Raw genomic sequence first — 7,594 nt, 5'->3', positions numbered from 1 at the left:
GCATCGCTACATGCAGAAGACCGCGACGCTGGATCTTTGCATGGTGCTCGAGGGCGAGGTCACGCTCGTGCTCGACACCACCGAAGTGCGCCTCAAGGCAGGCGACACCGTCGTGCAGCGCGGCACGAGCCACGCGTGGAGCAACCAGGGGAATGAAACCTGCCTGCTTGCGATTTCGTCGCACGACGCAAGGCGTTGAGAACGCCGCCGCAGCAAATGCCTCGCCCTGACTCAGGAGATGATATGACCAGCAGCATCCGTCATGCCGCCCCGGCGGCGCGCCGGGGAGCCCGGCTCGCGGCGATGTCCGCCATCGTTTGCGTGCTGCCCGCCGCGCACGCGGACCGCTTCCCGGAGCGTCCGGTGCGCATCATTGCCGCGAGCGCCCCGGGCTCGGGCCTGACGTCGTCTCGCGACTGCTCGGCCACCAGCTCGGCGATCTGCTCGGCCAGCAGGTCATCATCGAGAACCGCCCCGGCGCCGGCGGCAATATCGGCGCCGAGGTGGCCCGGCAGGCCGATCCCGACGGGTACTCGGCGCCGAGGTCGCGAGATGGGGCAAGGCGGTGCGGGCCTCCGGCGCGCGGGTGGAGTAGCGGCGTAATCCGTGCGGTGCTGCGCGTGCCGCGCGCAGGGCGATTCCGGTCTTCGTGTCGACGATGGACGGTCCCGGGGACTCGCAGTGTTTCAAACTGGACCTGTTTCACGAAAGTTGCTTCACAGGAGGATGCTGTCGGAATTGTGGCGCGACGAAGCCGCGATCGCGGCTCACCACAACCCAACCGGGTCATTCGCACGCCTGGCAGGAACCGCAGCGGCGGCATCAACGCGGCGCCATCAACGCGGCGCCACCAGCACCGGCGCGGCACCGAGCGACTGGCCGATTTGTTCGGCCGCCGCAAGCGCGCCGTCGCGGCTCGCATACGGTCCGGCGTGGACGCGATGCAGGCTGCCCGAGCTGACGATCGACAGATTCGCATCGAATGCGGCGAGCATGACACGCATGCGCTCCACGAAGCGCTCGGCGTTGTCGCGCAGCGAGAACGCGCCAAGCTGGACGTAGAAGCCGTTTGCCTGCGAGCCGAAAGCCGGCTCGGGCGACAGGGTTTCCACCGCTGCCTCGGAAGGTGACGGCATCGCTTCCGGCGCGGCTTCGACCGTAATGGCGGCAGGCGGCGCCGGCTCCGACCCGGGCACGATCGCCTCCACCTCCACCCGACCCGAGCCGTTACGGACGATGTCGAGCCTGTGCGCGGCCGCGTAGGACAGGTCGATCACGCGCCTTTCGAGAAACGGTCCGCGGTCGTTGATGCGCACGACCACCGAACGCCCGTTGTCGAGGTTCGTGACCCGCGCATAGCTGGGAATCGGCAACACGGGGTGTGCGCCGGTCATGGCGTACATGTCGTAGATCTCGCCCGATGCCGTACGCTTCCCGTGATAGCGCCGGCCATACCAGGTGGCGATCCCGCGCGCGCGATACGGCGCGAGTTGCGTCATCGGGGTGTAGCTGCGTCCCATCGCGGTGTAGGGTCGGGCGGTGCCGCGTACGAGCGGCTCAAGGCGAGGCACCGCGTCGGGGATCTGGTTCAGATTGGCCGGCGGATTGTCGCCGGGTCCGTCGTCGAGATAGTAGCCGCCGCCGCGCTTGCCCGAATCCGGCGGCCGATCGCCGGAGCGGCCGGAGAACGTGCCGCAGCCGCTCAGCGTGAGCGCGCAGCACAGCGCGGCGAGTCGCCATGAGAGGCGTGTTCGTAGGCGCGCTGGGAGCCGAGGCCTTTGCGCCCCGGCGCAGTCTATCGGCGCTCCGGTGCAGTCGATCGTTCGGCAGGCAGGAAAAGGGAGGCTCACGTCTGCACCAGTTTGCGATGGGTCTGGATACTCATCAGGATGCCGAAGCCCAGGCATACCGTCACCAGGGAGGTGCCGCCGTAGCTGATCAGCGGCAACGGCACGCCGACGACCGGAAGGATGCCGCTCACCATGCCCATGTTGACGAAGGCGTAGGTGAAGAATCCGAGCGTGACGGCGCCGGCAAGCAGGCGCGAGAAGGTGGTCGGGGCGTTGGCCGTGATCACCAGTCCGCGCCCGATCAGGGCGAGGAACAGCAGCACCAGGATAATGTTTCCGGTGAGCCCGAACTCCTCGGAGTAGACGGCGAAGATGAAGTCGGTGGTGCGCTCCGGAAGAAAATCGAGATGGCTCTGGGTGCCGTGGAGCCAGCCTTTTCCCGCCAGCCCGCCCGAGCCGACCGCGATGGTCGACTGGATGGTGTGGTAGCCCGCCCCGAGCGGATCCTGCGAGGGATCGAGCAGGGTGAGGATGCGCTGGCGCTGATAGCCGTGCATCAGGTTCCAGACGACCGGCCCGGCCGCCAGCGCGGCCAGTGCGAGCGTGCCGATGACGCGCCATGAGAGCCCCGCCAGGAACAGCACGTAGAACCCGCTCGCGGCGATCAGTATGGCGGTGCCCAGGTCGGGCTGGCGCAAGATGAGCCCGGCCGGCAGGGCGACGATGATGGTGGCGATCGCGTAGTGATGCAGGCGCCGGTCGCCCTCGAAGCGATGGAAATACCAGGCGAGCATCATCGGCACCGCGATCTTCATGAGCTCGGAGGGCTGGATGCGGGTGATGCCGATGTTGAGCCAGCGGCGCGCGCCGTTGGTCACTTCCCCGAACAGCGCCACGCCGATCAGCAGGAATAGCCCGAACAGGTATGCCGGCACGGCGATGCGCATGAGGTGATTCGGCGGCACCTTCGCCGCCATCCACATGATCGCGAACGCCACCCCGATGTTGAGCAACTGGCCGCTCACGCGCGCCATGCTCTCGTTGGAGGCGCTGTAGAGGACGGCGATGCCGATGCCGAGCAGCAGCCCCAGCATGCCGAGCAGCGGCCCGTCGACGTTCGCGGTCGCGATGCCGAGCGCACGGCGCACGATGATCATGAGTGCTGTCCGTCGCTACGGTGGCGTGTGGCGCCGGAATTTTCCCGCCTTCCCATCAATCCCCCTGCTCCTCGCCCACGACCGGCTTGGGCTGCATGCCATCGGGTAGCTTGCCGAGCAGCCAATAGTCGAGCACGGTGCGCGCGATCGGCGCCGCCGCCGAGCTGCCGTGCCCGCCGTTCTCCACCAGCACCGCCAGCGCGATGGTTGGATTTTCCGCCGGCGCATAGGCGATGAACCAGGCGTGATCGCGATGCCGTTCCTGAACCTGGCTCTCGTTGTAGCTCTCGCCCTGCTTGATCGCGACCACCTGCGCCGTTCCGGTTTTGCCCGCGAACGAGTACGGCGCGCCCTTGCCGGCCTGCGCAGCCGTGCCGCCGGGACGGGTGACGTCCACCAGCGCCGCGCGCACCTGTTGCAAATGTTCGGGCTTGATGGCGATCGAGCGCACCAGCTCGCTTCCCATCGGTTTGAGCGTGCGGCTGCGCACGTCCTGGATGTGGCTCGCCAGCTGCGGCCGGTACACCTTGCCGTTGGCCGCCAGCACGGCCATGGCGTGGGCGAGCTGCAACGGCGTGGCGATGTTGTACCCCTGGCCGATCCCCACCGACACGGTGTCGCCCGCGTACCACTTCTGCCGGAAGCGGCGCATCTTCCACTGCGACGAGGGCAGGATGCCGGGCATCTCGCCGGGAAGATCGATCCCGGTCTTCCTGCCCAGGCCGAACTGGCCGACGTAGTCGTGGATCGCATCGATCCCCAGATCGGTGGCGAGCCCGTAGTAGTAGGTGTCGCACGAGATGACCAGCGAGCGGTGCAGATCGACCGCGCCGTGGCCGCCTTTCTTCCAATCGCGGTATTGGTGGCTCAACCCGGGCAGCGTGTAGAAGCCGGGATCGCTGATCGTGAACTCCGGAGTGCGCTTGCCCAGGGCGAGCCCGGCGAGGGCCATGAACGGCTTGAACGTCGAGCCCGGCGGATATTGCCCCTGCAATGCGCGGTTGGTCATCGGCCGGTCGATCGATTTGTTGAGCGCCTCCCAGCTCTGCGAGTCGATGCCGTCGACGAACAGGTTGGGATCGAACCCCGGCTTGCTGACGAAGGCCAGCACTGCGCCGCTGTTGGGCTCGATGGCGACCAGCGCGCCACGGCGCTCGCCGAAGGCCTGCCAGGCGATCTCCTGCAGCTTGAGATCGAGCGAGAGCACCAGGTTGTCGCCCGAGGCGGGCGGTGTGCGCGAGAGCGTGCGTACCGCGCGCCCGCCTGCATCGACCTCGACCTGCTCGAATCCCGTGGTCCCGTGCAGCCTCGTTTCGTACTCTTGTTCCAGCCCGGTCTTGCCGATGTGATCGGTGCCGCGATAGTTCGCGGTCTGACCCGAAGCTTCGAGCGCCTCCACTTCCTTGCTGTTGATGCGCCCGATGTAGCCGACGATATGCGCCGTGAGGTCGCGGTGCGGGTACTGCCGGAACAGGCGCGCCTTGATCTCCACGCCCGGAAAGCGGTAGCGGTTGACCGAAAAGCGCGCCACCTCCTCGTCGCTCAGGCGGCTGCGAATCGGCAGGCTCTCGAAGTTCTTGCTCTCGTCGAGCAGCTTGCGAAAGCGCTTGCGGTCCTTGGGCGCGATGTCGACCACGGTTGCAAGCTCGTCGATCAGGGCGTCGAGGTTCTGTACCTTGGCCGGCGTGATCTCGAGCGTGTAGGCCGAATAGTTGTGTGCCAGCTCGACGCCGTTGCGATCGAGAATGAGTCCGCGATTGGGCACTACGGGTGCAATCGAAATCCGATTCGACTCGGCCAGCGTGTCGTAGTGCGCGTGCTGAAACACCTGCAGATGGACGAACCGGCCCACCAGCACCAGGAACATCGCGCTCACGATCAGTGCGGCGATCAGGAGCCGGCCGCGGAAGCGGTGAATCTCCAGGGGTGCATTCGGGATCTCGGCGACCGGCATGGCTAGACCCGATCCGGATTGGCCTTCGGCAGCCGCGGCAGACGGAACAACGCCGACAGCGGAATCCACACCAGCGCGCCGATGACGGGACCGAGCAGGTGCGTGGGCGCCGGCAGCTGGTCTCCCGCGAGCAGGCGCACCGCGATCATCAGCAATTCTCCCACGAGCAGCAACGGCAGGATGTGCAGGCTCTGTCCGACGAGGCTGAAATTGAGCACCCGCCGATGGAGCGCGATGGCCGCGAACAGCAGCACCACGTAGGCGAGCGCATGCTGGCCCAGCAGGCTCGCATCGGCCATGTCGACCGCGAGACCCAGCAGGAAGGCAACCGAGAAGCCGACGCGCCGCGGCTGATGGATGCCCCAATACACCAGCACCAGGGCGCAGAAATCCGGCCGCAGCTCGAGCACGTCGAGCGGCAGCGGCACGAGATTCACCGCCAGCGCGCCGAGCATGGTGACGACGATGAGCCCGGTCGTCACGGGCAGCAGGATCTGCTGGGGACCGGCCGGCATCAGGATGCGCCTCGCCGTGACTTCTTGCGCTCGGGCGGCGCTTTGGGCGTCGGGGCCGGTCGCTCGGGCAGCTCGCGCACCCTGTTCAGAATCAGCACGTAGCCGCGGCGATCGACGCCGCTCAACGGTTCGCAGGTGATGCGGGCGAACGCCATGGTGGCGTTGCGCTCGATGTCGATGACTTTGGCGACCGGCAGGCCCGACGGATAGATCCCGTCCATCCCTGAGGTGACCAGCGTGTCGCCCACCTGAACATCGGCGTTCACCGGCATGAAGCGCAAATCGAGCGTGCCTTCGCGGCCGTTGCCGAACACGATCGCACGCAGTCCGCTGCGCAGGTTCTGAACGGGCACTGCCTGGTTCTTGTCGGTGATCTGTGTCACTTCGGCGAGGAACGGGTACGCCCGCGTCACCTGGCCGATTACGCCGGCGTTGTCGATCACCGCGGCGCCGGCATTCACCTTGTCCTCGATCCCCTTGTCGATGACGAACTTGCGGCTGAACGGATCACGGGCGCCGTAGAGAATCTCGGCCATGACCGAGGCGGGCTCGATCCGTTCTCGCGCCTGCAGCAGTGCGCGCAGCTCCGTGTTCTCCCGCTCGAGCGCCTGCGCGTGATCGAGCCGATACGCATTGGCGAGCGCTTCGGTCCGAAGGCGCTCGTTGTCGGCTGCGAGCTCGACGCGGTTGGAGAAGAAATCGCTCACGCGCCCGGCGATGGCCACCGGCGCCGTCACGAGCTGCTGCAAGGGATAGAGCACAACGGAAAGCGTCTGCCGGGCGGGCTCGAGATACTTGAAGCGTGCATCCAACACCATGATCGCCACGGACAGAAAGGCGAAGACACCGAGCCGGAACGCCGGTGACGGACCGCGCTTGAAGAAGGGCGGCGGGGTGGCTTCCATGGCGCTATCGGATGCGACTATTCGCGGTTGCTACGGTCTACTGCCACCTCGCGGATGTCGGCTGGTCGCGCCGCGGCTCGCGGGCAAACGCCTGCCACGGCAAGCATACGGCCGTCTGCCTCAATCATTGATGAAAAGAAAGCCCATCTTGTCCATCAATTCGAGCGCCTTGCCCGATCCGCGCACCACGCAGGTCAGCGGATCATCTGCCACCACCACGGGAAGACCCGTCTCCTCCATGAGCAGACGGTCGATGTCGCGCAGCAGCGCGCCGCCGCCGGTGAGCACCATGCCCTTATCCGCGATGTCGGCGGCGAGCTCCGGCGGGCACTGCTCCAGCGCCGTCTTGACCGCGCTCACGATGCTGTTCAGGGGCTCGGTCAACGCCTCCAGGATCTCGTTGGAGGAAATGGTGAAGCTTCGCGGGATGCCCTCTGCGAGGTTGCGCCCCTTCACTTCCTTCTCGCGCACTTCCGAGCCGGGAAAGGCCGAACCGATGTCCTTCTTGATCAGCTCGGCCGTGGTCTCGCCGATCAGCATGCCGTAGTTGCGGCGGATGTAGTTGATGATGGATTCGTCGAACTTGTCGCCGCCGACCCGCACCGAGCCCGCGTAGACCAGCCCGCCGAGCGATATGACGCCAACCTCGGTCGTGCCGCCGCCGATATCGACCACCATGGAGCCGGTGGCGTCGCTCACCGGCAGGCCCGCGCCGATCGCCGCCGCCATCGGCTCCTCGATCAGGTAGACCTTGCTCGCGCCCGCGCCTTCGGCCGACTCGCGGATGGCGCGCCGCTCCACCTGAGTCGAGCCGCAAGGCACGCAAATGATGATGCGCGGGCTGGGCTTGAAGACGCGCGAATCGAGCACTTTCTTGATGAAGTGCTTGAGCATCTGCTCGGTGACGGTGAAGTCGGCAATGACACCGTCCTTCATCGGCCGGATCGCGATGATGTTGTGCGGGGTTCGCCCGAGCATCGCCTTGGCCGCCAAACCGACTTCCTGGATCAGCCGCTTGCCGTTCGCGCCGCCTTCCTGGCGGATGGCGACGACCGAGGGCTCGTCCAGCACGATGCCCTTGCCACGAACGAAAATGAGAGTGTTGGCGGTGCCGAGATCGATAGCGAGGTCGTCGTAGAAATAGGTGGACAGGAATCCGAACATAGACGGTGGCTCCCCGGGGGAGCGCGCAGAAATGCGACCTTGAAGGCGAATAAAACATGATACCGCATTGCATTGCACGAAGCGACACGCAAGCACCATGAAAGCACGC

The 7,594-nt window shown here is 66.4% G+C and carries 7 protein-coding genes and 1 pseudogene; 2 read left to right on the top strand and 6 right to left on the bottom strand.

What is annotated here, in order from left to right; genetic code table 11:
- The coding region (locus GEV05_25100) for a cupin domain-containing protein (protein ID MPZ46604.1) at positions 1–199 on the top strand (199 nt) is incomplete at its 5' end.
- A 44-nt stretch (positions 200–243) separates the two neighbouring features.
- Positions 244–536: pseudogene (locus tag GEV05_25095) on the top strand (tripartite tricarboxylate transporter substrate binding protein).
- A 300-nt stretch (positions 537–836) separates the two neighbouring features.
- Here GEV05_25095 and GEV05_25090 read toward each other — a convergent pair.
- The 6 genes from GEV05_25090 to GEV05_25065 form a co-directional block, all read right to left on the bottom strand.
- On the bottom strand, positions 837–1,907 hold the full coding sequence (locus GEV05_25090) for a septal ring lytic transglycosylase RlpA family protein (GenBank protein MPZ46603.1): 1,071 nt from the start codon (positions 1,905–1,907) through the stop codon (positions 837–839).
- Positions 1,847–2,947: a rod shape-determining protein RodA gene (rodA, locus tag GEV05_25085; protein ID MPZ46602.1), complete on the bottom strand. Its 1,101-nt coding sequence runs from the start codon at positions 2,945–2,947 to the stop codon at positions 1,847–1,849. Before rodA ends, GEV05_25090 begins: the two co-directional genes overlap by 61 nt.
- Before the next feature lie 55 nt (positions 2,948–3,002).
- Complete coding sequence (gene mrdA / locus GEV05_25080) at positions 3,003–4,901, bottom strand: penicillin-binding protein 2 (protein ID MPZ46601.1); 1,899 nt, start codon at positions 4,899–4,901, stop codon at positions 3,003–3,005.
- Positions 4,902–4,903: 2 nt separating this feature from the next.
- Positions 4,904–5,416: a rod shape-determining protein MreD gene (mreD, locus tag GEV05_25075; GenBank protein MPZ46600.1), complete on the bottom strand. Its 513-nt coding sequence runs from the start codon at positions 5,414–5,416 to the stop codon at positions 4,904–4,906.
- Entirely contained in the window at positions 5,416–6,321 is a 906-nt protein-coding gene (gene mreC, locus GEV05_25070; protein ID MPZ46599.1) for a rod shape-determining protein MreC, read from the bottom strand. Before mreC ends, mreD begins: the two co-directional genes overlap by 1 nt.
- A 120-nt stretch (positions 6,322–6,441) precedes the next feature.
- Positions 6,442–7,485, bottom strand: coding sequence for an MreB/Mrl family cell shape determining protein (locus GEV05_25065; protein MPZ46598.1), 1,044 nt, complete (start codon positions 7,483–7,485; stop codon positions 6,442–6,444).
- Positions 7,486–7,594 lie beyond the last annotated feature (109 nt).

This window comes from Betaproteobacteria bacterium, from assembly GCA_009377585.1.
Taxonomy (GTDB): Bacteria; Pseudomonadota; Gammaproteobacteria; order Burkholderiales; family WYBJ01; genus WYBJ01.
This window is presented reverse-complemented; position numbering and strand designations above follow the sequence as displayed.